16 protein-coding genes are annotated in these 21,538 nt (G+C 67.1%); 9 read left to right on the forward strand and 7 right to left on the reverse strand.

Annotation, left to right across the window (positions count from 1 at the left end):
* Positions 1-46: 46 nt before the first annotated feature.
* The 3 genes from NOF55_RS13960 to pobA all read left to right on the forward strand — a co-directional run bounded on the left by NOF55_RS13960 (position 47) and on the right by pobA (position 2,951).
* On the forward strand, positions 47-946 hold the full coding sequence (locus tag NOF55_RS13960; protein WP_306411995.1) for a helix-turn-helix domain-containing protein: 900 nt from the start codon (positions 47-49) through the stop codon (positions 944-946).
* 253 nt (positions 947-1,199) lie between these two features.
* Positions 1,200-1,763 carry an NIPSNAP family protein gene (locus NOF55_RS13965; RefSeq protein ID WP_306411996.1) on the forward strand — a complete coding sequence of 188 codons (564 nt, stop codon included), beginning with the start codon at positions 1,200-1,202 and terminating at the stop codon, positions 1,761-1,763.
* 21 nt (positions 1,764-1,784) lie between these two features.
* Positions 1,785-2,951, forward strand: coding sequence for a 4-hydroxybenzoate 3-monooxygenase (gene pobA, locus NOF55_RS13970; RefSeq protein ID WP_306411997.1), 1,167 nt, complete (start codon positions 1,785-1,787; stop codon positions 2,949-2,951).
* Here the strand turns inward: pobA and NOF55_RS13975 are convergent, their stop codons facing one another.
* Positions 2,952-3,713 carry an IclR family transcriptional regulator domain-containing protein gene (locus tag NOF55_RS13975; RefSeq protein WP_306411998.1) on the reverse strand — a complete coding sequence of 254 codons (762 nt, stop codon included), beginning with the start codon at positions 3,711-3,713 and terminating at the stop codon, positions 2,952-2,954.
* Positions 3,714-3,857: 144 nt separating this feature from the next.
* Between NOF55_RS13975 and NOF55_RS13980 the strand changes: the two genes are divergently transcribed.
* From NOF55_RS13980 to NOF55_RS13995, 4 genes are all read left to right on the forward strand, one after another.
* Positions 3,858-4,565, forward strand: coding sequence for a 3-oxoacid CoA-transferase subunit A (locus tag NOF55_RS13980; RefSeq protein ID WP_306411999.1), 708 nt, complete (start codon positions 3,858-3,860; stop codon positions 4,563-4,565).
* Entirely contained in the window at positions 4,562-5,251 is a 690-nt protein-coding gene (locus NOF55_RS13985; protein ID WP_306412000.1) for a CoA transferase subunit B, read from the forward strand. Before NOF55_RS13980 ends, NOF55_RS13985 begins: the two co-directional genes overlap by 4 nt.
* A 12-nt stretch (positions 5,252-5,263) precedes the next feature.
* Entirely contained in the window at positions 5,264-6,469 is a 1,206-nt protein-coding gene (gene pcaF / locus NOF55_RS13990) for a 3-oxoadipyl-CoA thiolase (RefSeq protein ID WP_306412001.1), read from the forward strand.
* An 82-nt stretch (positions 6,470-6,551) separates the two neighbouring features.
* Entirely contained in the window at positions 6,552-7,346 is a 795-nt protein-coding gene (locus tag NOF55_RS13995; protein ID WP_306412002.1) for an IclR family transcriptional regulator, read from the forward strand.
* Positions 7,347-7,404: 58 nt separating this feature from the next.
* Here NOF55_RS13995 and NOF55_RS14000 read toward each other — a convergent pair whose 3' ends face one another.
* The 5 genes from NOF55_RS14000 to NOF55_RS14020 form a co-directional block, all read right to left on the reverse strand.
* Positions 7,405-8,016: an NIPSNAP family protein gene (locus NOF55_RS14000; protein ID WP_306412003.1), complete on the reverse strand. Its 612-nt coding sequence runs from the start codon at positions 8,014-8,016 to the stop codon at positions 7,405-7,407.
* The gene (locus NOF55_RS14005) at positions 8,003-9,760 is read right to left on the reverse strand and encodes an FAD-dependent oxidoreductase (RefSeq protein ID WP_306412004.1); all 1,758 of its coding nucleotides are present in this window, start codon (positions 9,758-9,760) and stop codon (positions 8,003-8,005) included. The genes NOF55_RS14000 and NOF55_RS14005 overlap by 14 nt, the downstream gene beginning before the upstream one ends.
* Positions 9,750-11,540 (reverse strand): FAD-dependent oxidoreductase, encoded by a 1,791-nt coding sequence (locus NOF55_RS14010; protein WP_306412005.1) that lies wholly within the window; start codon positions 11,538-11,540, stop codon positions 9,750-9,752. Before NOF55_RS14010 ends, NOF55_RS14005 begins: the two co-directional genes overlap by 11 nt.
* Positions 11,541-11,693: 153 nt before the next feature.
* Positions 11,694-12,515: a sugar phosphate isomerase/epimerase family protein gene (locus NOF55_RS14015; protein WP_306412006.1), complete on the reverse strand. Its 822-nt coding sequence runs from the start codon at positions 12,513-12,515 to the stop codon at positions 11,694-11,696.
* Entirely contained in the window at positions 12,512-13,315 is an 804-nt protein-coding gene (locus tag NOF55_RS14020; protein ID WP_306412007.1) for a shikimate dehydrogenase family protein, read from the reverse strand. The genes NOF55_RS14015 and NOF55_RS14020 overlap by 4 nt, the downstream gene beginning before the upstream one ends.
* 300 nt (positions 13,316-13,615) lie before the next feature.
* Between NOF55_RS14020 and NOF55_RS14025 the strand changes: the two genes are divergently transcribed.
* Both NOF55_RS14025 and NOF55_RS14030 read left to right on the forward strand, forming a co-directional pair.
* Positions 13,616-15,331, forward strand: coding sequence for a type I secretion system permease/ATPase (locus NOF55_RS14025; protein ID WP_306412008.1), 1,716 nt, complete (start codon positions 13,616-13,618; stop codon positions 15,329-15,331).
* Between the two features lie 13 nt (positions 15,332-15,344).
* Positions 15,345-16,652, forward strand: a complete 1,308-nt coding sequence (locus NOF55_RS14030) for an HlyD family type I secretion periplasmic adaptor subunit (protein WP_306412009.1) — start codon at positions 15,345-15,347, stop codon at positions 16,650-16,652.
* 248 nt (positions 16,653-16,900) lie between these two features.
* Here NOF55_RS14030 and NOF55_RS14035 read toward each other — a convergent pair whose 3' ends face one another.
* Positions 16,901-21,415, reverse strand: a complete 4,515-nt coding sequence (locus NOF55_RS14035) for a family 16 glycosylhydrolase (RefSeq protein WP_306412010.1) — start codon at positions 21,413-21,415, stop codon at positions 16,901-16,903.
* Positions 21,416-21,538: the final 123 nt, after the last annotated feature.

The raw sequence follows: 21,538 nt of genomic DNA on the forward strand, positions 1-21,538 counted from the left end.
GGCGCAATTGTTGCACAATTCGGCCGGGAGACATTCGGGAGGAAACATGGCAAGCGAAGCCGCGCGCGGCATTCCGCACTATTATCTCTATGGCGATCAGGGCGCGGACGTCGAACTCGACTTCCTGCATATCGAGCCGATCCGCGACCGCAGCGGGCCGAACGACTGGAGAATTCGTCCGCACGCCCATCCCGATCACATGCAGGCGCTGCTGGTAAAGGAAGGCGGCGGCACCATCCGGCTGGAGGAACGGATCCTGCCGATTTCCGTGCCGGGCATTCTCGTCGTGCCCGCCGGCATCGTGCATCAGATCGACTTCGACCCCGGCACCGACGGCTTCGTCGTTACCGCCGCGCTCGGCTGCCTGAAGGCGGCCGCGGCCTCCGATCCGCGCCTGATGGGGGCGGCGGAACGGCCGGCCGTCTATCCGCTCGAAGGGACCGGCGTCAGCATTCCGGCGGTCTTCGACACGTTCGAATGGCTGCACCGGGAGTTCATCTGGTCCGCCCCCGGCCGCCGCACGGCGATCATGGCGCAATACATGCGCCTCCTCGTCGTGATGCTCCGGCTTTCCGTGACGCATGACGATCCCGGCATCGCCGCGCCGGACCGGGATTACGATCTCCTCGTGCGCTACCGGGCGCTGCTGGAAACGCATTTCCGCAGCGAGCGCTCGCTCGCCTTCTATGCCGGCGACCTCGCCGTGACGCAGGCGCGCCTCAACACCGCCTGCAAGGCGCGCGCCGGCAAGACGGCCTCCGACCTGCTCTACGAGCGTATCGTCATCGAGGCGAAGCGCTATCTCGTCTATACCGAAAGCAGCGTGGCGCAGGTAGCGCACCTGACCGGCTTCGACGACCCCGCCTATTTCAATCGCTTCTTTACCCAGCGCGTCGGCGTCTCGCCGGGCGCCTTCCGCAAGCAGGCACTGCACCGGGAAGCGTGAGGCGGCCGGTCCCGTCCCCGGCAATGTGCGGGCCTGCATCATAAACCTTCGTCACCCTCGGGCTCGACCCGAGGGTCCATGCGGAGGGTGTGGCGTGGATGGTCGGGTCAGGCCCGACCATGACGGAGGCGAGGTGCGCGCCCGAACATCGCCACGCTGGAAGCCGCCTCCGGCTATCGTCCAATCTTTCCGACGCTCCGTCCATTTCCGAAAAGCTCTTCCTTGGCCAGTTTCCTGAGCAAGGGAGAGAAACATGATCCATGAATGGCGAAGCTACCGGCTGAAGCCCGGCGCGGCCCCCGATTATCTGGCGCTTCTGGCGGATCGCGGCCTGCCGTTCGTCACGCGCCACCTGCCGCTGACGGGCTACTGGCTCGGCGAGACCGGGCCGCTCAACACCATCCATCACCTGTGGAGCTATGCGGACTGGGCCGAACGCGAAGCCTGCCGTGCGGCGCTTTCCGCCGAGGAGGCGTGGACGCAGGGCTTCGTTCCCGAAGCCTTCGCGCTGGTCGAGGAGCAGCACAACCGCTTCCTGCGCCTCACCGTTTCGTCGCCCGCCTTCGACGCGGCCCTTGCGCAGCGTGGCGATGCCCGCCGGGCGCGGGTTGCGGGAACGCCGCTCTTTGCCGGCGAATGCGCGGCGCTCGTCGACGGGTTGGCCGTCCACGAAGCCGTCGCCGTGTGGGACACGCTGTCGGGCGAGCCGGGCGGGCCGCTGTCCCTGCTGCCGCGCGGTGCCGATCCCGTGCCCGCCGCCCCGCTTTCCGGCGCGGCGCATGTCGTGCTGCGGCCGCTCGCCTTTTCGCCGCTTTGATCTTCGAGAGGATAAACAACGATGCGTCATCAGGTCTGTATCATCGGCGGCGGCCCGTCCGGGCTGCTCCTGTCGCTGCTCCTGCGCCGCGCGGGCGTGGATGCCGTGCTGCTGGAACGGCGCAGCCGCGATTACGTGCTGGCCCGCATCCGCGCCGGGGTTCTGGAACAGGGGCTGTGCGACCTCCTGCGGGAGGCGGGCGTCGGCACACGGCTGGATGCGGAGGGTTTCGTGCATGGCGGCACGGTCATCGCCGCCCACGGGCAGACGGTGCCCATCGGCCTGCGGACGCTGACCGGCAAGACGGTGACGATTTACGGGCAGACGGAAGTGACCCGCGACCTCTACGGCGAACTCGACCGCATCGGCGCGCCGGTCATCCACGAGGCGGAGGACGTGACGATCCACGACGCCGACCGGGGCGCGCCGTTCGTCACCTTCACGCAGAACGGGACAAGCCACCGCGTCGATTGCGATTACATCGCCGGCTGCGACGGTTTCCACGGCGTCAGCCGCCGCACCATTCCCGCAGCCGTCCGGCGCGATTACGAGCACGTCTATCCGTTCGGCTGGCTCGGCATTCTCTCCGAAACGCGGCCGCTCCACCACGAACTCGTCTATGCCGGCCACGAGCGCGGCTTCGCGCTGTGCTCGATGCGCAATGCGCACCTGAGCCGCCACTATCTTCAGGTGCCGCTGGCCGACCGGCCGGGGGACTGGAGCGACGAAGCCTTCTGGGACGAGCTGCGCCGCCGCCTGCCGCCGGATCTGGCCGAAACGCTGGAGACCGGCCCGTCCATCGAGAAATCCATCGCGCCGCTCAGGAGCTTCATTTCCGAGCCGATGCGCTGGGGACGCCTCTTCCTCGCCGGCGACGCCGCCCATATCGTGCCGCCGACCGGGGCGAAGGGGCTGAACCTCGCCGCCTCCGACGTCTTCTACCTGTCGCGGGCGCTGATCGCCCGCTATGCCGGCGACGAAAGCCTGCTGGAGACTTATTCCGCCACGGCGCTCGCCCGCGTCTGGAAGGCCTCGCGCTTTTCCTGGTCGATGACGCGGATGCTGCACAGCTTCCCCGACGAGGGCGATTTCCTGCGGCGCATGCAGGGTGCGGAAATGGCGCATCTGGCCGGATCGCCGGCGGCGCAGACGGCGCTGGCGGAAAACTATGTCGGCCTGCCCTGGTGATCAGGCCAGCATGGCGGCGAGTTCGGCCTGCACGGCCTTCAGCGGCGGCAGGTAGCGATCCGCAAGCGCGGAAACCGGCTCCGCCGTCGCGGCGAGCCCGGCGTTGAGCGCGGCGACCGTTCTGCCGCGCACGGTCTTCAGCGGCACGGCGATGGAGCGCAGCCCGGTTTCCACTTCCTGGTCGATGGTCGCGTAGCCGAGCCTGCGCGTTTCCTCGAGCGCCGCCATCAGCGCGTCGATGTCCGTCAGCGTCCGCTCCGTCCGGGCGCTGCGCCCGGAGGCTTCCAGAATGGCGCGCGCCTCTTCCGGTGCCAGCGCGGCCAGCAGCACGCGGCCCATCGAGGTGCAATAGGCCGGAAGCCGCGAGCCGGGCATCAGCGCGATCGACATGACCCGCCGCTGGGCGGCGCGCGCCACATAGACGATTTCCCCCTCGTCGAGGATCGAGACCGAGGTGCTCTGGCCGATGGTTTCCGACAGCCGGTCGAGGGTCGGCTGCACGATGCGCGGCAGGGGCATGGTGGCGAGGCAACCCGTGCCGAGCCGCAGCACGCGCGGCGTGACGGTGAAGAACTTGCCGTCATAGGCGGCATAGCCGAGTTCCGAAAGCGTCAGCAGGCAACGCCGCGCCGTCGCCCGGTCGAGCCCGGCGATCTCGGCCGCCTCGGCAATCGATAGGCGCGGCCGCTCGGCGCTGAAAGCCTCGATCACCCGCAGCCCCTTGGCGAGCCCGCCCATCATGTCGCGCTCCCTGACCGTCATGGCATCGCCTCTCCATTTTGTGCGATATACGAACAAAAATCATATAACGCACAAACCGGTTGCCGTCGATGGGTGTTGCGCCGTAATTTCAGCTCCGGAAACGGCGGCGGCCCGGTAGGCCCCACGCCGAACGGAGGAGTTTCAATGGACAAGACAATCGCGAGCGCGGCGCAAGCCGTCGCCGGGATCGGAGACGGCGCGACCGTCATGATCGGCGGTTTCGGCGGCTCCGGCGCGCCGATCGAGCTGATCCACGCCCTGATCGACAAGGGCGCGAAGGATCTGACGGTGATCAACAACAATGCCGGCAACGGCCGCATCGGCATCGCGGCAATGATCGATGCCGGGCTGGTCAAAAAGATGATCTGCTCCTTCCCGCGCTCGTCCGATCCACGCGCCTTCACCGACGCCTATCTGGCCGGCAGGGTGGAGCTGGAACTGGTGCCGCAGGGCACGCTCGCCGAGCGCATCCGTGCCGGCGGCGCGGGCATTCCCGCCTTCTACACGCCGACCGGCTACGGCACGGAACTGGCGGAAGGCAAGGTGATCGCCGAGTTCGACGGCCGCCCTTACGTGCAGGAGCGCTGGCTGAAGGCCGATTTCGCGCTGATCAAGGCGCATGTCGGCGACATCCACGGCAACCTGACCTACAACAAGGCCGCCCGCAACTTCAATCCGATCATGTGCATGGCGGCGGCAAAGACCATCGTCCAGGTGGCGAGGCTCGTACCGCTCGGCGGCATCGACCCGGAGCACGTCGTCACCCCCGGCATCTTCGTCGACAGCGTCGTCGAGATCGCCGATCCGCAACAGGAAGAAATCCTCATCCGGTCGGGAGCCGTCTACGCATGACCGCCGAAACGCAAGAAGACCTCAAGCTTTCCAATGCCCAGATCGCCTGGCGCGCCGCGCAGGACATCGCCGACGGCGCCTATGTGAACCTCGGCATCGGCTTTCCGGAAATGGTCGCCCGTTACCAGCCGCCGGGCCGGCAGGCGATCTTCCACACCGAAAACGGCATTCTCGACTTCGGCGAGCCGCCGGCGGAGGGCGAGGAGGACTGGGACCTGATCAACGCCGGCAAGAAGGCCGTGACGCTGAAGCCGGGCGCGGCCTTCTTCCACCACGCCGATAGTTTCGCGATGGTGCGCGGCGGCCATCTCGACGTCGCGATCCTCGGCGCCTATCAGGTGGCCGAAAGCGGCGATCTCGCCAACTGGCGCGTCGGCTCCAGGGGCGTTCCCGCCGTCGGCGGCGCGATGGATCTCGTGCACGGCGCCAAGCAGGTCTTCGTCATCACCGAGCACGTCACCAAGAACGGCGAGCCGAAGCTGGTCGAAAAATGCACCTTTCCGCTGACCGGCGTCGGCTGTATCACCCGTGTCTATACGAGCCACGCCGTGATCGATATCGTCGAAGGCCGCTTCGTGCTGCGTGAAAAGCTGCCCGGCCTTTCCCTCGACGCGCTTCAGGCGCTGACCGGCGCGACGCTTCATCTCGACGGGCCCGTGGCCGATCTCGTCGCCCCGCCGCTGTAGAGGACCAGTATCATGACCGAAGCCTATCTCTGCGATTACATCCGCACGCCCATCGGCCGCTTCGGCGGCGCGCTGTCCTCCGTTCGGGCCGACGATCTCGGCGCCGTGCCGCTGAAGGCGCTGATGAAGCGCAATGCCGGCGTCGACTGGGAGGCGGTCGACGACGTGATCTTCGGCTGCGCCAACCAGGCCGGCGAGGACAACCGCAACGTCGCCCGCATGGCGCTGCTTCTGGCCGGCCTGCCCGTCTCCGTCACGGGCACGACCATCAACCGCCTCTGCGGCTCGGGCATGGACGCGGTGATTACCGCCGCCCGCGCCATCAGGGCCGGCGAGGCGGAGCTGGTGATCGCCGGCGGTGTCGAAAGCATGAGCCGCGCGCCCTTCGTGATGCCGAAGGCGGAAACCGCCTTTTCCCGCAATGCCCAGATCTACGACACCACCATCGGCTGGCGCTTCGTCAATCCGGCGATGAAGGCCGCCTACGGCGTCGATTCCATGCCGGAGACCGGCGACAACGTCGCCATCGATTACAAGGTCTCGCGCGAGGATCAGGACGCCTTCGCCCTGCGCAGCCAGGACAAGGCGGCGGCCGCGCAGGAAAACGGCCGCCTCGGCAGGGAAATCGTTCCCGTCTTCGTGCCGCAGAGGAAGGGCGATCCGCTGGCGGTGGTGAAGGACGAGCATCCCCGCGCCACCAGCCTCGATGCGCTGGCGAAGCTGAAGCCGGTGAACCGCATCGACGGGGCGACGGTGACGGCGGGTAACGCCTCCGGCGTCAACGACGGGGCGGCGGCGCTGATCGTCGCCTCGCAAGCCGCGGTGAAGGCGCATGGCCTGACGCCGATTGCCCGCGTCGTCGGCGGGGCGACGGCGGGTGTTCCACCGCGCATCATGGGCATCGGCCCGGCCCCGGCCTCGCAGAAGCTGCTCGCCCGGATCGGCTGGACGGCGGACGATCTCGACGTGGTCGAACTGAACGAGGCCTTCGCCAGCCAGGGTCTCGCGACGCTGCGCCTGCTTGGCATCGCCGACGACGATCCGCGCGCCAACCCGAACGGCGGGGCGATCGCGCTCGGCCATCCGCTCGGCATGTCCGGCGCGCGCATCGCCGGAACGGCGGCGCTGGAACTGTCGCTGACGGGCAGGCGCCGGGCGCTTGCCACCATGTGCATCGGCGTCGGACAGGGCATCGCCATTGCCCTCGAACGGGCCTGATCCTTCTGCCGCGATACCGAAACAGCTTGACTGTCGGGCGGCTCATGCCAAAACTGGAATGACAATCCAGATTGGAAAATCCATGAGCACGCTTGAAAAGTCCCTGAGCATCATCGAACTTCTGGCCGAGAAGCCGGGCGGCCTGTCCGTCTCGACCATCGCCCAGCAGGTCAACCAGCCCGCCAGCGGCGTCCACCGGACGCTCAACGAATTGATCCGGCTGGGGTATGTCCGGCAGGTCCAGGATCAGGGCGACTATGCGCTGACCATGAAGCTGGCCGCGCTCGGGGTCGGTTTTCTCGGCCGCACCGGCGTCGGCGACGTGGCGCAACCGATCCTCGACCGGCTGGCGCAGGTGAGCGGCGAGCTGATTCGCCTGTCGGTGATCGACGGCGACGACCTTATCTGGGTCGCGGTGGCGCAGGGGGCGACGAGTGGCCTGCGCTACGATCCCGGGCAGGAACAGGGCGTCGTGGTGCATCTCGCCTCCAGTTCCGGCGGGCAGGCCTGGCTCGCCTCCATGAGCGACGAGGAGGCGCTGGAACGGGTCTCGCGTCAGGGGCTGGTCAATCCCGGCAAGCCCACCGGGCCGGGCGCACCGGCCACCATCACCGAGCTTCTGGGCATTCTGGCGGAAACGCGCAGGCGCGGCTATGCGGTGTCCGTCAACAGCTACATCGTCGGCATGGCGGCGATGGCCATGCCCGTCATGAGCGGCGGCCGGGCGATCAGCTGCCTGTCCATCGCCGGGCCGGCCGTCCGCATGACGCCGGAGCGCATGGCCGAACTCGCGCCGCACCTCGCCCGCGCGGCGGAAGAAATCGGCATCGCCGCCAGCGGCTCGCGCTATTTTCCGGGGCTGCGCAAGCCCGATTGACACGAAAGGCCCCGCTTCGGCAACGAAACGGGGCCTCTGGCGCTTGTATTATTGCCGCCTATTTCAGCGGCGAGTTCGCGGTCGGAAAGGCGATGGTCGAGCGCATGTCGGTCGTCAGCCAGTCCGGCCCGCCCTTGGGCGGCCAGACGCCCTGCGCAACGGAATCGGCCCGGATGCGGCCACGGTCGTTGACGGAGGCGAAGGGCCAGATATGCGTCATGCGCGGCTTGCCGTCGATGCCGTACATGCAGATCGAAAGCTTCGACAGTTGCGTGCGCCCCGGCACGGCGGCTTCCCACGCCTTGATCGTCGGTTCCAGCCCGCCGGTCTTCAGCACGTAGGTGCGGAACTCGTAGGCCGGGCCGAAACTGCCGGTCTCGACCGGCGGCAGGAAGGGAAAGGGCGCGTAGCCTTCGAGTTCCAGCCCGGTCAGCCATTCCGCCGAGCCGAAGGGACTGGCCGCCCGCAGCGTGCGCTCGCGCTCCGCGTCGTAGTCGGCGGCGGTGTCGAACCCGCGCAGAACGAGGACGCGGTTGAGCAGGCCGATATCGGCGGAGAAGATGCCGAGAAGACGGCCCTTGCCCTCTCCCGCAAAGGCCTCAATGGCGGGCGCCGCCTTGGCAGCCGCGCCAAGCGTGGTCGAAAGTGTCGCGATTTCATAACGTTGCATGGTTCGTCCTTTCATCTTTCATGGTGTCGGCCGGGGTTTCCGGCATGTCGTTGAGCGTGCCGGCGGCGTGCCTGGCCACACGCCAGCCGAAGACCACGGCCGGGCCGATGGTCGTCCCCGGCCCCGGATAGGTGCCGCGGAAGATCGAGGCGAGGTCGTTGCCGCAGGCGTAAAGGCCGGCAATGGGCTCGCCCGCCTCGTCGAGCACGCGGCCATATTCGTCACCCGCCAGACCGGCGCTCGAAGCGAGATCAGCGGGGCGAACCGGTATGGCGTAGTAAGGCCCCGCCCCCACCGGGCCGAGGCAGGGATTGGGGCCGACGGCGGGATCGCCGTTGAAGCGGTTGACCACCGAGGCGCCGCGCCCGAACGCCTCGTCGATGCCGGCGGCCGCCGCGCGGTTATAGGCATCCACGGTTTCCGCCAGCGCCTGCGGGTCGCAGCCGATCTTTTCGGCGAGTTCGGCCAGCGTCCGCGCCTCCGTCACATAGCCGGCCTTCAGCATGGCGGGCAGATTGCTCGCGCCCGGCAGCACCATGCCCATGCCGTAGCGGCGCATGAAGGCGGCGTCGCAGACGAGATGGGCGGGAATGGCGCCGGTCGAAATCTGCTCCATCGAGAAGTCGTGATAGGAATCCGACTCGTTGACGAAACGCCGGCCGGCGGCGTTCACCGCCAGCAGCCCCGGCTTGGCGCGGTCGAGGATGATGTGCGGCCAGACCGCCAGCGTGCCGTCCGGGCGGCGGTACGACGAGCAGGGCATCCACAGTGCCGGGCTGTCGCCGCCGTCCTCGAAACGCGCGCCGATGGCCGTCGCCACGTCGGCGCCGTCGCCGGTGTTGGTCTCCGGCGCGAGCGAATAGTCGCGCGTGCCGGCCGGAAACAGGCGTTCGCGGATCTTGCGGTTCCAGCCGACGCCGCCGGTCGCCAGCACGACGCCCTTGCGGGCGCGGATGCGGCGCGGACCGGCCGGGCCTGAGAGCACGGCCCCGACGACGCGGCCCTCTTCGACGAGAAGTTCGCGGACACCGGTTTCGAACAGCACCGGCACCTTCGCCTTGCGCAGGCTGTAGAGAAGCCGGGCGACCAGCGCATTGCCCATGAGAAGCCGGGTGCCGCGCCGGTAGCGCAGGCGGTCCAGCACGTAGCGGCCGACGATGGTGATGGCGTCGCGCAGATGGGCGGCGGATGCGAAGGGCGCGAGCAGCGCGCCGAGTTCGTTGCGCCCCACCATCATGCCGCCGAGCCCCATGAATTCGCGGCGAGGCGGGCGGACGCGGTCGAAATCCGCGCGGCCGAGCCGCCGCCCGTCGAACGTCACCGGCGCGAGCGCCCGGCCGCCATAGGCCGCGCCGGGGCCGTCGAGATAATCGGGATGCGCCGCCGCCGCGACGAATTTCACATCGGTCCGGCGGTCGAGATCCGCGATGGCGTCGCGTCCCGAGGCAAGGAAGGCCTCGCGCAGGCGCGCGCCGCCCCGGTTGGCGACGACCGCCTCCAGAAAGGCCCGGGCGTCCTCCACCCGGTCGGGAACGCCGGCCTGTTCGGAAAGGTGGGTGCCGGGCACCCAGGTCGTGCCGCCGGAGGTGGAGGTGGTGCCGCCGGCCTGGGCGGTCTTTTCGCACAGAACGACGTCCAGCCCCTCCAGCGCGGCGACGAGGGCGGCGGTCATGCCGCCCGCCCCCGCGCCGCAGACCAGAAGGTCCACCTCCTCGATTGCCTGCGAATTGCGATCAGATGGCATTTTGCGTCCTCCCGTCATGCTCCTCCTGCGCCGCTCCGTCCGCAACGATGGCTTCGGCGGCCAGGAACCCGTAGGTCATGGCCGGGCCGAGCGTGATGCCGCCGCTCGGATACTGCCCGCCCATGATGCTGTTCATGTCGTTGCCCGCCGCGTAAAGCCCCGGGACCGGCTGTCCCGATGCGTCGAGCACCCGGGCCTGCGCGTCGGTCTCGATGCCGGCGAAGGTGCCGAGGCTGCCCGGCACCACCCGCACCGCGTAGAACGGCGCATCGACGATGGGCGCGATGCAGGGGTTGGGCGTGTGGTCGGGGTCGCCCTGCGCGCGCTGGTAGGGTGTCGTTCCGCGGTGGAACTCCGGATCCCTCCCCTCGGCGGCATGGCGGTTGAAGGTCTCGACGGTGCGTTTCAGCCCGGCCGGGTCGATGCCGCAGCGCCGCGCCAGATCCTCGACGCTCGCGCCTTCACTCAGGTAGCCGTTCCTTAGCCAGCGGCCGAAGGGCACCGGCGCCGGCTTCACCGCGCCGAGGCCGTAGCGGCGCAGGAAGCGCCGGTCGCAGACGAGCCAGGAAACGACCGGCCGGTCCGGCGGCGTCGCGGCGATCAGCTCGCGGATATAGTCGTGATAGGGGCCGCCCTCGTCGGTGAAGCGCCGGCCTTCGGCGGTGACGGCGATGATGCCGGGCTTGCCGCGCTCCACGAGGTGCGGAAAACGGCCAGTGCTGCCGTCCGGGCGGGGAACGAGCGAGACGGGCGCATAGGCGGCGGCATGCGCCATCCGTTCCGACACGCGCCCGCCGGCGCTTTCGGCGAGCCGCAGCCCGTCGCCGCTGTTCGTTTCGGGGGCGGCCGAGTGATGCGGCGTGCCGGCCCGGACATGCGGCAGAAGATCGTGAAGCCGGCCCGGATCGTGCGGGAAGCCGCCGGCGGCCAGCACGACGCCGCGCCGCGCGCAGACCGTAACGTCGCCGCCGCCGGTGGCGAGCACGGCGCCCGTCACGCGTCGTCCCTGCCGGATTAGTTCCCGGGCGGCGGTGCCGGACCAGAGCGTCACGCCCTTGTCCGCCGCCGAGCGCAGGAGCCGGGCGATCAGGGCGTTGCCGTTCACGAGCTGCATCGAGCGCCGGTGGAGGGCGAGGTCGCGCAGATGCTTCAGCAGGCGGCGGCTCACATAGGCGAAGGCGGCGGGCGAGCGCATCGCGGTCAGGAACATGCGCATGTCGACGCCCGAGGCGATGCCCATGCCGAGAAAGGTTGTTTCGGGAATGGGCGGGCGCAGCCGATCGATCAGCGATCCGAGTTGGCGGCCGTCATAGGGCGCGGCGACCACCGAGCGCCAGCCCTGCGCCGCGCCGGGCACGTCGCCGTGGAAATCCGGCACGCCGCTGCCGGGGTTGAAGCGCACCTGCGTATTGGTCTCGAAGAATGCGAGCATGCGCGGCGCGGCCCTCAGGTAGCCGTCGATCATCGCCTCGTCGTAACGGTTGCCGAGGATGTGGCGCAGATAGGTCTTCGGCGTTTCGGGGTCCTCGCCCCTGCCCGCCGCCACGGCGTGCGGCGCGTTGGGAATCCACAGCCAGCCGCCGGAAAAGGCACTGGTGCCGCCGAAGGTCCCGGCCTTTTCCGCGACGATCACCTCGAGCCCGAGATGGGCGGCGGCGACGGCGGCGGAAAGCCCGCCCGCCCCCGAGCCGATGACGAGGACGTCGCATTCCGCGCGGCGGGGCGAACCGCCGCGATCCTCCTCGCCCGCCGCGCAACCGGCGGTATCCATCTTGTTCATCGCCTCCTCCTTCGGCGCGCAGGGCGCGGGCCATGCTGCACGCGGCAGCCCGGCCCGTTTCCGCAGGTCGGCCCCCGTTCCTCCCCGGTTCGGCCTTCCCTTCCCTCACGCACCATTCATACATAAAATGGAATTACATTCCATATAATAATTTTATTCCATATATGCGCCGGCAATGACCGCCTTCGCCGTGGCAAGCGCCTGCGTGGCCCGTTCCCGTGGCGTCAGGCGCCGTGTGAGCGCTGCCGACGCGACCTCGACGCTGACGGGAACGTCGTCCGGCAGGGCATGCACGAATGCCGCAAGGTCGATGCCGCCGTCTCCCGGCATCAGGCGGCCGCCGCGGGCGATGGCGATCAGGCCTTCGTCGCTGGGATCGAAATCGGCCGGCGCATCGCAAAGCTGGACATAGTGGATGCGGCCCGGCGGAATGAGCGCCAGATCGTCAATCCGGCCGCCGGTGCGGTGCCAGTGGAGCGCGTCCACCAGAACGCCGCCGTTCGGCTGGCCGGCGCCCTCCACGACGGCAAGGGCGGTTGCGGCGTCGCGCACGCCGGTCCACGGCATGAATTCGAGGTCCGCCGTCAGCCCGTAGCGGGAGGCGAGCAGGGCGAAGGCGCCGAAGGTCTGGCTCAGCCGCGCCGGTTCGGGGTCGTCGCCCGCCACGAGGATGTTCGATGCGCCGAGGGTGGCGGCGCATTCGAGAAACGGGATGAAGTCGCCGGCCCGCGTTTCGGGCTTCAGGCGCACGATCTCGACGTCGCCGACGCGCATGCCGGTGTCGGCCAGCGCCGCGCGCGCCTCCGCCAGCACGGTGGGATCGGTCAGGATGGGATAGGGTTCCTCTCCCGTCGCCGCCGCCGGCAGCAGGCGCAGGCCGACGCTGTCGTAGCCGGTTTCGGCGGCGATGCGGATCGCCTCCACCGGCTGGAGATCGGGCACGGTGAGAAAGGCCAGCGCGTAGGTCCTGCTCACGGCGCGGCCTCGGTCCGGCACAGGAAATCGACCATGAGGTCGCGCACCTCGACGAACATGTCGAAGCCGGTGATGGCGCCGCAGCCGATGGCCCGCGCCCGCGCGACCAGCGGCGAGACGGCGGGCTGGGTGATGACCTCGCCGATGAACATGTTCGCGGTCAGCCGGTCGCCGTCGAACGGCAGCGGATCGCCCTCCCGCATGCCCGCCGGCGTCGCATTGACGACGACGTCGAAGCCGCCGGGATCGGCGCTGCCGGCAAAGACCTTCGCCGTGCCGAGCGAGGCGAGCCGGGCGATCAGGCCGTCGCGTCGCGCCGCGTCCGTCTCGTGGATCGCCAGTTCCGCGACGCCGGCCAGAACCAGCGCATGCGCGATCGCGCTTCCCGCGCCCCCTGCGCCGGCGAGGATGGCCCGCCTGCCCTCCAGCACGCAGCCGGCCTTGCGCAGCGCCGCGACATGGCCGAGCCCGTCGAACATGTCGCCCTCCCAGCCCGTCTCCGTGCGGCGCAGCGTATTGACCGCGCCCAGGAAGGCGGCGCGCTCGGAAAGCCTGTCGGCCATGCCGGTCGCGGCGATCTTGTGGGGAATGGTGATGATCACGCCGTCGAGGTTTTGCAGCCGGCGCGCGCCGGCCCAGAAGGTCTCCAGATCCTTCGGGGCGACGTGGCCGGGAATGCACACCGCATTCGCCCCGCGCGCCTGAAGCATTTCGCTCACCCCGCCGGGCGACTTCACCTGCGCGATCGGATCGCCGATCACGAAATGCAGCCGCGAGGCTCCGTTCAGTTCCAGATTCATCCTCTCCTCCAATATTTGAATTATTTTCCAATATTGAATACACATCCATATTGATGCGGTCCAGAGGAAATCCGCCGGACGTCACGCGGACAGTGCCGATGCCGGCACAGGATACGGGTAACAAATCGTCGCCGGGATCAATCGAACATTAAGCATCCGGCGCTTACGCTCATGGGACGAGCCCGCCCTCATCCGGGAAGATATCCGGCGATGTTCGCAAGAGGGGCGGCCTTGGTTTCGCCGTGCCGCCTATCCCGCACAGGCCCTTGAACAGTCCCAGGCAAAGAACCGGAAAGACCGATGAAATCCAGATCTCCGCTCGACGAAGCCTACGGAAAATTCAAAGCCATCGTGCTGAGCACGTTCGTCTTCAGCCTGGCGATCAACCTGCTGCTGTTCGTGGCGCCTCTCTACACGCTCCAGATCTACGACCGCGTGCTCGGCACCCGCAACGAGGTGACGCTGCTGATGATCTCGCTGATCGCGCTGTTCCTGATGGTCGTTTACGGCCTGATGGAGTTCATCCGCTCGCGGATGCTCGTGCGGGCCGGCATGCAGTTCGACGAGGTCCTGTCCCGGGCGATCTTCGGCCGGGCGGTCAAGGCGCGGCTGGCAAACCCCAACGGCGGCGCGGAACAGGTCATGTCCGACGGCGACCGGATCCGCGACTTCATGACCGGCCCGGGCCTCGTCACCTTTTTCGACGTTCCGTGGACACCGCTTTTCATTCTCGTCTGCTTCCTCTTCCATTCATGGCTGGGCTATCTGGCCCTGGCCGGCACGCTGGTGATCTTCGCCCTGGCGCTGGTCAACGAATATGCCACCCGCAGGCAGCTGAAGGAGGCGAACGTCGCCGCGCAAGGGGCTGCCCAGTTCGCCAGCGCCGCCTTGCAGAACGCCGAGGTCATCCGCTCGATGGGCATGGAGCGCCAGCTCGGGGAGCGCTGGCGCGCGCACCACGGCCGGATGCTCGACGCGCAGACCGGCGCCTCCGACAAGGGCGGTGCCATCATCATCTTCCAGAAATTCTTCCGCATGGCGCTGCAATCGGCCATTCTCGGCCTCGGCGCCTATCTGGCCCTGCATCAGGAGATCTCGCCGGGCATCATGATCGCCGCATCCATCATGACGGGCCGCGCCTTGCAGCCGGTCGAGCAGGGCGTCGCCCAGTGGCGGCAGTTCGTGACCGCCCGTCAGGCGCACGAGCGGCTGGCGAGGCTGTTCGAGAACGTTCCCGACGACGCGCGGCGCACCGATCTGCCGGAGCCGAAAGGGTTGATCGCCGTCGAGAACCTGACCGCCTTCGCGCCCGGCACCCGCATTCCCCTGCTCCGCAACATCGGCTTCACCGTACAGCCCGGCGAGACGCTGGCCGTCATCGGGCCGTCCGGCTCGGGCAAATCCAGCCTCGTGCGCCACATGGCCGGCGTCTGGCCGGCGGCGTCGGGCACCGTGCGCATCGACGGCGCCGACATCGCCCACTGGAATGCCGAGCAGCTCGGCAGGCATCTCGGCTACCTGCCGCAGGAGGTGCGCCTGTTTTCCGGCACGATTGCCGAAAACATCGCCCGCTTCTCCGACGGCCCGTCCGAGGCAGTCGTCAAGGCCGCCATCATGGCCGGCGTCCACGACATGATCCTGCGCCTGCCCGACGGTTACGAGACGCAGGTGGGCGATAATGGCCAGCAGCTTTCCGGCGGCCAGCGCCAGCGCGTCGGGCTGGCCCGCGCCGTCTTCGGCATGCCGCGCATCGTCATTCTCGACGAGCCGAACTCCAATCTCGACAGCGACGGCGAAACCGCCCTGCTGGAGGCGGTCAAGGCGATGAAAGGCGCGGGCGTCACCGTGATCCTCGTCACGCACAAGACCAATCTGCTCACGGTCAGCGACCGGGTGCTGGTGCTGCGCGACGGTGCCGTGCAGGCCTGCACGACGCCCAAGGAACTGTTCCGGCCGACGGGCGCCCGGACGGCGCCGGCCGCCCTTGCCGACGCCATCGCGCAGCGGCACGTCTGAGGGAGGGAAGACCATGAAACAGGATATCGCCCGCAAGGTCTCCGGTCCGAAACCGTTCATGGTGGCCGGCTATTCGCTGATCGCGCTGACCTTCGGCGTCATGGGCGGCTGGGCGGCCACCGCGAAGCTCGACCGCGCCGTCATCGCGCCCGGCGTCATCGACGTCGCCTCGAACCGCAAGGAGATCCAGCATCTGGAAGGCGGCATCATCGAGCGGATTGTCGTGACGGAAGGCGAACTGGTCAAGGAAGGCGATACGCTCGTGCGGCTGAACGCCGTCCAGGCCGAGTCCAGCCTTCAGGTCATCACCATCCGCCTGCGCATCGCCCAGGCGATGGAGGCGCGCCTCCAGGCGGAGCGCCGCATGGCGGACAGGATCGCCTTTCCCGAAACGCTGGTGAAGGACGAGACGCCGGAGATCAGGGCCGCCGTCGAGGATCAGCTCGAGATATTCCGGGACCGCACGTCGATCCTGACGTCGCAGACCGGCATTCTCAAAAGCCGTATCGAGCAGTTGCACCGCGAAGCCGAGGGATTGCAGGCGCAGAAGCAGGCTTTCGAGGAGCGGGTGAGCATTCTGGCCGAGCAGCTCGTTCGCCTGCGCCGCGGCCATGAAAGCGGCGTGGTGCAATCCAACGTCGTCTCGACCTACGAGGAGGAGTATGTCGAGGTCAAGGCGAATATCGGGCGCATGGAAACCGAAATGGCCAAGGTGGAGAAATCGGTCGGCGAGACCGAATTCCAGATCTTGCAGGCGCAGCAGCAGTACCGCGAGCGGGCCAGCTCCGAATACAAGGAGGTCAGCGGCCAGATCCAGGAGCTTTCCGAGCATCTGAAGGTAGCGCGCGACGTTCTGGAACGCACCGGCATCCGCGCGCCCGTTTCCGGCACCGTGCAGAACATCAGGTTCCATACCACCGGCGGCGTCGTGCGCCCCGGCGAGGTGATGATGGAGATCGTTCCCGCCGAGGACAGCATGGTCATCAACGCCCATGTCCAGCCGATCGATATCGACAATGTACGTCCGGGCCTGACGGCGGAGGTGAAGTTCTCGGCCTTCGCCAGCCGTTTCATGCCGATCGTCGTCGGCGAGGTCGCCAGCGTGTCGAAAGGCAGCATCACGCCGACCGACGGACGCACGCCGCCCTATTTCCTGGCGCGGATCAATGTCAGCAAGGGAATGGTTCCCGACGATATCGAGGAACGCCTGAGCGCCGGCATGCCCGCCGACGTGATCATCTCCACCGGCGAACGCACCGTTGCCGATTACCTGACCTCGCCCCTGACGGATGCCATCCGCAAGGGCATGCGCGAGGAATAGGGGGAGAGCACCGGGTTTCGGTGCCCCTGAAACAGGAAAAACGCCGAGGTTTCCGCCACGGCGCTCAGACTGCTGACAAACGGCTCATCGCTCTCCTTCGTCACGGTCGGGCCTGACCCGACCATCCACCGCGCCGCCTGCGGCGTGGAGCCTTGGGGCTCGAGCCCGAGGGTGACGGAGGAAGACGGTCCGTTAATACTCTGAGCGCCGTGGCTCCCCCACGGCGCTTTTCCATGATCGTCACGTTCCTACAGGATGAACTCGTTGCCGCTCGTCGAGAAGGCCGACAGGGCGACGTTCGCCAGCAGGATCTGGCTGTCGGCGGCGGCATCGCCGTCCACGTCGATATTGACCATGACCCCGCCGTTGACGCCGGCAAGCCGCACCTCGCCGGCGCTGCCGGTGAAGCTCGCATCGTAGAGGAACGACAGCGTTCCCTCGTAGATGTTGGAAAGGTCGATCCTGTCGTTCGACGCGAAGTCGGTGATGGTGTCCGCCCGGCCGGCCAGCGAGTCGGCGACCGAGTTGAAGACGAATATGTCGGCGCCGTAGCCTCCGGTCAGGATATCCCTGCCCAGTCCGCCCTCGATCCGGTCGGCGCCGGCGCCGCCGTCGAGGACGTTGTCGCCGTCATTGCCGATGAGGACGTTGTCCAGCCAGTTGCCGGTGCCGTCGGTATTGGCCGTGCCCGTCAGGATAAGGTTCTCGACATTGGCGGCCAGTGTGTGGGTGATCGAAGAATAGACCGTATCGTTGCCGCCGTTTGCCCATTCGATGACGATATCGCCGGCATTGTCGACGTAGTAGATGTCGTCGCCGCCGCGGCCCTCCATGCGGTCGGCGCCCGCGCCGCCGTCGATGATGTCGGCGGTGTCGCTGCCGGTGATGCGGTTGTCGAGGCCGTTGCCGGTCAGGGTGGAGTTGCGCGTGCCGGTATAGATGAGGTTCTCGACATTGTCGGTCAGCGCGTAGCTGATCGAGGAGTAGACCGTGTCGGTTCCCTCGCCGGCCCGTTCGACGACCACGTCGCCGGCATTGTCGACGTAGTAGGTGTCGTTGCCGTCGCCGCCTTCCATGCGGTCTGCCCCGGCACCGCCGTCGATGACGTTGGCCATCTCGTTGCCGGTGATCCGGTTGGCGAGGCTGTTGCCGGTCAGCGTGGCGTTGTTCCGCGTGCCGGTGTAGATGAGGTTCTCGACATTGTCGGTCAGCGTGTAGCTGATGGTGGAGTAGACCGTGTCGGTTCCCTCGCCGGCCCGTTCGACGACCACGTCGCCGGCATTGTCGACATAGTAGGTGTCGTTGCCGGCCCCACCTTCCATGTAGTCGGCGCCGATACCGCCGTTGATGACATTGTGGCCGCTGTTGCCGATGAGCCGGTTGGCGAGGCTGTTGCCGGTCAGCGTGCCATTCCACTGGCCGATATAGATGAGGTTTTCGACGTTGGCGGCCAGCGTATGGTTGACGGTGGAATAGACCGTGTCGGTTCCCTCGCCGGCCCGTTCGACAACGACATCGCCGGGATTGTCGACATAGTAGATGTCGTCGCCGTCACGCCCGTCCATGCGGTCGGCGCCGGCGCCGCCGTTGAGGATATTGTTGCCGCTGTTACCGATCAGGGTATTGCTCAACCAGTTGCCGGTGGCGTTGATATTGGCCGTGCCCGTCAGGGTCAGGTTCTCGACATAGGCGGAGAGCGTGTAGCTCACCGAAGCATAGACCGTATCGGTTCCCTCGCCGGCCCGTTCGACGATGACATCGCCGGCATTGTCGACGTAGTAGGTGTCGTTGCCGTCGCCGCCCTCCATGCGGTCGGCGCCGGCACCGCCATCGATGATGTTGTTGCCACTGTTGCCGACGAGCCGGTTGTTGAGGCCGTTGCCGGTCAGCGTGCCATTCCACTGGCCGGTGTAGATGAGGTTCTCGACATTGGCGGTCAGCGCGTAGCTGACCGTTGAATAAACCGTGTCGGTTCCCTCGCCGGCGCGCTCGAAGACGACATCGTCGGCATTGTCGACGTAGTAGGTGTCGTTGCCCGCCCCGCCTTCCATGTAGTCGGCGCCGATACCGCCGTCGATGATGTTATGGCCGCTGTTGCCGATGAGCCGGTTGGCGAGGCTGTTGCCGGTCAGTGTGCCATTCCACTGGCCGATATAGATCAGGTTCTCGACATTGGCCGAGAGCGTGTGGTTGACGGTGGAATAGACCGTGTCGTTGCCGCCGTTCGCCCATTCGACGACCACATCGTCCGGGTTGTCGACATAGTAGATGTCGTCGCCGCCGCGGCCTTCCATGCGGTCGGCGCCGGCGCCGCCGTTGAGGACGTTGTTGCCGTCATTGCCGATGAGTGTGTTGCTCAGCCAGTTGCCGGTGGCGTTGATATTCCCGTCGCCCGTCAGGGTCAGGTTCTCGACATTGGCGGACAGCGTGTAGCTCACCGAGGCCCGGACGGTGTCGTTGCCTTCGCCGGCCTTTTCGACGACCACGTCGTTCACGTTGTCGACGTAATAGATGTCGTCGCCGGCCCCGCCTTCCATGCGGTCGGCTCCCGCACCGCCGTCGATGGTGTTGGCCATCTCGTTGCCGACGATCCGGTTGGCGAGGTCGTTGCCGGTCAGCGTCGAGTTCCACGAGCCGGTGTAGATGAGGTTCTCGACATTGTCGGTCAGCGTGTAGCTGACCGTGGAATAGACCGTGTCGGTGCCCTCGCCGGCCCGTTCGACGACCACGTCGCCGGAATTGTCGACGTAATAGGTGTCGTTGCCGCCGCCGCCTTCCATGCGGTCGGCGCCCGTGCCGCCGTCGAGGACGTTGTTGCCGCTGTTGCCGATGAGGATGTTGCTCATCCAGTTGCCGGTGGCGTTGAGATTGGCCGTTCCCGTCAGGGTCAGGTTCTCGACATTGGCGGCAAGCGCATGGCTGACCGAGGCGTAGACCGTGTCGGTGCCGCCGTTCGCCCATTCGACGACGACGTCGTTCACATTGTTGACGTAGTAGATGTCGTCGCCGCCGCGGCCTTCCATGCGGTCGGCGCCGGCGCCGCCGTTGAGAACGTTGTTGCCGTCATTGCCGATGAGGACGTTGTCCAGCCTGTTGCCGGTGGCGTTGATATCCGCCTCGCCGATGAGGGTGAGGTTCTCGACATGGCTGCCGAGCGTGTAGCTGATCGAGGCCCGGACGGTGTCGTTGCCTTCGCCGGCCCGTTCGATGACGACATCGCCGGGATTGTCGACGTAATAGATATCGTCGCCCGCGCCGCCTTCCATGCGGTCGGCGCCCTCACGACCGTCGAGGATGTTGTCGCCGCTGTTGCCGACCAGCGTGTTGTCCATCGCATTGCCGGTGCCGTTGAGGTTCAGGTCGCCGGTCAGCACCAGGCCGTGCGACACGTTATCCAGCGTGATCGACCACTTGTCGCCGTAGACGATATTGTCCGCGTCGGCATATTCGGCAAGCTGGTAGGCACGGATGTAATCGACGTTGTAGTCGGCACTGACGAAGCTTGCGTCCGGATCTCCGGGCCAGTAGCCGCCGATGGCCAGATTGGTGACGAGATACATGGGCTGGTGCATGTCGTCCGGCGTGGCGAGACGGTAGGCCTCGACGCCGTCGATATACCAGACCAGCTCGGTTTCCGTCCACAGGAGGCCGTAGGTGTGCATGCCGCCCGACGTCTCGCCCACCCAGGAGGAGATGCCGGTTTCGGTATGCTCGCCGTTGGCCACGGAGTGCGCCGTCATGTAGACCGTCGACGTGTCGTCGCCGATCTGTTCGAAAACGTCCAGTTCCGGCGGCCAGTTGCCGTTGGCGGCCAGCAGCCAGAAGGCGGGCCACGTGCCGGTCTGAGCCGGCACTTCGGCGCGGATTTCGAAATAGCCGTAGGTCTGCGAGAAGGTGCCGCGCGAGGAGAGCATGCCGGAGGTATAGTCGTAGCCCGTCACGGCCTGCGTTTCGGCGTCGGCCTTCTCGGCGCGGATCGTCAGGATGCCGTCGTCGATGGAGAACGGATTGATGCCGAGCCCCTCGTAATAGGCATCGACATAGATCTGCAACTCGCCGTTCATGTCGTGCGTGTTGCCGCCCGGGCCGTCATAATAGCTCGTGCGCCATATGCCGCCTTCCGACTGGAGAGTCAGGCTGTCGAACTCCTCGGCCAGGGTGATCTCGAGACGGGACGTGTCCAGCGCGTACTGGAAATTGCTTTCCGAGAAATCGGCGATCGACGTGTCGAGGAAGGTCAGGGTCTCGCCATTGCCCAGATCCAGAACCGTGTCGCTTCCCCGCATGGTCATGCTGGAGGTGACTTCGGTGAAGGTGGTGAACCCGTAGGAGCCGATCTTGGCGATATCGACCGTCTGGAAATCCGTGATGGTATCGGAACCGCTGCCGGGCTGGACGACGAATATGTCGCTGCCGGCGCCGCCGGTCAGCGTATCGTCGCCGCCGCCGCCGAAAAGCGTCTGGCGGCCGTTGCCGCCGATGATGACGTTGTCCAGATCGTTGCCGATGCCGACGAGGCCGTTGCCCAGGATCGACAGGTTCTCCACGTAATCCGGCAGGGCGTAGCTCGTTCCCCAGCTGATGATCGTATCGGTGCCTTCCGAGGCATACTCGACCACCGTGTCATATTTGGAAATGATGTAGTAGATATCGTCACCGCGGCCACCAATCAGCGTGGCGCCACCTTCCGTACCGGTCAGGACATCATCCGCGTCGGTTCCGACGACCACTTGTCCCGGGACTGCTGCTCTGAGAGTTGCCATGCCAATCCATCCCCGTTTTGGTGGTGATGTGTATTAGTGTTAGCAGGCGCACACTTCGGAAGGTTGAACTCTCTCGCTAAAATGTGAGGGGTCATTTTTACCATCCGGTAAGGATTTCGCCGC

Origin of the sequence: Ectorhizobium quercum, from assembly GCF_026552795.1 — a bacterium.
GTDB lineage: Bacteria > Pseudomonadota > Alphaproteobacteria > Rhizobiales > Rhizobiaceae > Ectorhizobium > Ectorhizobium quercum.